The following is a 356-nucleotide window of genomic DNA, read 5'->3' on the forward strand; positions in this document are numbered from 1 at the left end:
TTTCGCAGAAACAGACCACCTATGCCTAGAAAGATAAATATACTTCCCAAGCCAACCCAAAGGTTGGTTTTCTGTTCGCCCGTTTGTGGAAACATTTCTCTCTCTCCTTCCCCTTCATTTTCTTCCATAGGAGCGATCATTGGGAGAGCCAGATCGGCTTCTTCCGAGCGATCCAATGGGAACTCTTCTGTATTCGTTGGTTCTAACGGCAGCCAAGAGGATTCCCCAAAATCGGTTGTCCCCAGATCCACTGGCCAGTCTAAGCTTGGATTTTCTGGAGAATCCGTAGGATTCCCCGGAATGTTTCCACCTGTATCAGGAGCGATTGGGGCTTGTTTTTCCTCCACCATGATCGT

1 protein-coding gene is annotated in these 356 nt (G+C 48.3%); it reads right to left on the minus strand.

Annotated elements, in window-relative coordinates:
- Nucleotides 1-356 (minus strand): LPXTG cell wall anchor domain-containing protein (locus tag AB3I00_RS14745; protein ID WP_368025631.1); only part of this gene is annotated, 356 nt, incomplete at both ends.

It is taken from the genome of Enterococcus sp. C76 (assembly GCF_040886985.1).
Classification (GTDB): Bacteria; Bacillota; Bacilli; order Lactobacillales; family Enterococcaceae; genus Enterococcus_B; species Enterococcus_B lactis.